Raw genomic sequence first — 1,715 nt, forward strand, 5'->3', positions numbered from 1 at the left:
GAACGCGTCGCTGGAGCCGGAACGGCCGCCGAAACGATAGAACAGGTGACTGCCGACCTGGCTGACCTGGATCAGCGAGTTGCGCCACGTGGGCGAGACGCCGGTGGTGTGGAAATGGGTGGCGTTGCCGACGCTGGCGAAGACCGAGCCGGACATGGCGCCGGAGGCCACCGCACGGGCGCGGTCCCAGGCGGCGCGGTTGACGCCGCCGCGCATCACGCCTGAGCAGGTGAAGGAGAACTGGCAGCCCGAGCCGCGTGCCGCGCCCTGGAAGACGACGCCGCAGATGGTCTTGGGGAAGGCGGGGTGGCGGACGCGGTTCAGGACCACCTGAGCCACGGCCTTCATGCCGTCGCGGCCCTCGCCGCGTGCTTCGTAATAGACAGCCTGGGTCAGGCAATCCAGATCGCGGCTGGCGTCCAGGGCGTGGCCCATCTGGAAGGGGCGGGCGCCGGTCGGGGCGGTGACGTTCACCTGACGCAAGCCGTTGTCGGCAGGCGCGCGGAGTTGTTCGAGGCGGGCGGCCAGCAGTTCAGCCTGCCGGTCGCGCTGGGCCGAGCCAGCGCTGGTGTAGGGGTCGTGTCGTCTTGCAATCGTCAGGGCGCTGGCGTCCAGACCGCCTGCGGCGGCGGCCAGGGCTTCTTCGGTGAAGCCGGCGGCGGTGGCGCCTTGAATCCGTTCAGCCTGAGCCCGCAGCGTCGTCGCGCGTGCTGTCATGCCGCCCAGATAGGCGCTGCCGATCGCCAGCCCCACGAGCCCGCCAAAGGCCGCAGCCGCCGTCATGGGCTTGATCTTGGCCACACGGTCGGCACGCGAAATGGCGCGCGTCTGCGAGGAATGCGACAACGAGGTAGTCCTGTTAAGCAGGGCGAGAAACGCAGCCCCCGGGGTAGTCTCGCCAGCCGGGCGACTCTGCGGTCGCTGTTCCAGCCTGCAAATCCGGCGCTCGGCTCAATGGGCCCGGGCGTCGGAGGACGGGCCTATATACCGCTATTTGTGACCGGAATGTGGTTGATTCGCAAGATGTGGGGTAAGGGCTAGAAACCAATAGGTATTTTTTCCGGCCTCCAGAGATTGTGGTCGTATTTGGTTTAATTTCGGACAATCTATCGCGCGAATACTGTATTTCGATACACGGTGATTGCTCTTTATTTGCGTGTCGTGCGCGATGTCAGCTTATCCAATTGTGACAGTTGTTGGCGGATTTGCCGCGTCTGTATTCGGTGGTTTGTTTTGGGTGGAACGAACCGCCCGGGTTCACGTTGAAGCTTGGCCCTTGAAGGAAAACACACATGATCCGTCCCATTGTCTTGACCGCCGCTGTTTTGAGCGCCCTGGCGCTGGCTGCTTGCGGAACCACTGTTGAACAGAAGGCCGCCACAGGCGCCGTCGCCGGGGCCGTTGTCGGCGGCCCGGTGGGTGCAGCCGTCGGCGGCGCTGCTGGAACCGCCGTCGGCCAGGCTCAAAAGCCGAACTGACGTGTAGACAAAGGCGCGCCCTTGCCTCATGCGGGGCGCGACCTATCTGCATCACTGTGCGCGGATCGGCCTCCGATCCGGCCGAAGCCGCGTGTTCGTCCACGACGAACCTTGATTTTGCCGCTGGTTTCGGTTTTGTGCGGCCCGCTCCGGCCGTGCGTTTTCGCCGCCTGACCCCCCGACGGCCGCTTTCGGCCGGACCACAAGGAACCTGAACGCTTTCGCATGAAAGATTTG

2 protein-coding genes are annotated in these 1,715 nt (G+C 64.9%); one reads left to right on the top strand and one right to left on the bottom strand.

Going from position 1 to position 1,715, the window contains the following annotated elements:
- Positions 1-846: cell wall hydrolase (locus QZ281_RS13655; protein ID WP_292229242.1), on the bottom strand; the 846-nt coding region annotated here is incomplete at its 3' end.
- A gap of 446 nt (positions 847-1,292) precedes the next feature.
- On the opposite strand from QZ281_RS13655, the gene QZ281_RS13660 reads away from it, so the two are divergent.
- Positions 1,293-1,478, top strand: coding sequence for a hypothetical protein (locus QZ281_RS13660; RefSeq protein WP_292229243.1), 186 nt, complete (start codon positions 1,293-1,295; stop codon positions 1,476-1,478).
- The last annotated feature ends 237 nt before the right edge of the window (positions 1,479-1,715 follow it).

It is taken from the genome of Brevundimonas sp. (assembly GCF_018608325.1).
GTDB lineage: Bacteria > Pseudomonadota > Alphaproteobacteria > Caulobacterales > Caulobacteraceae > Brevundimonas.

What these genes read in the sequence shown, in the direction of transcription:
- QZ281_RS13660 (WP_292229243.1), top strand. Translation starts at nt 1,293, where the DNA reads ATGATCCGTCCCATTGTCTTGACCGCCGCTGTTTTGAGCGCCCTGGCG.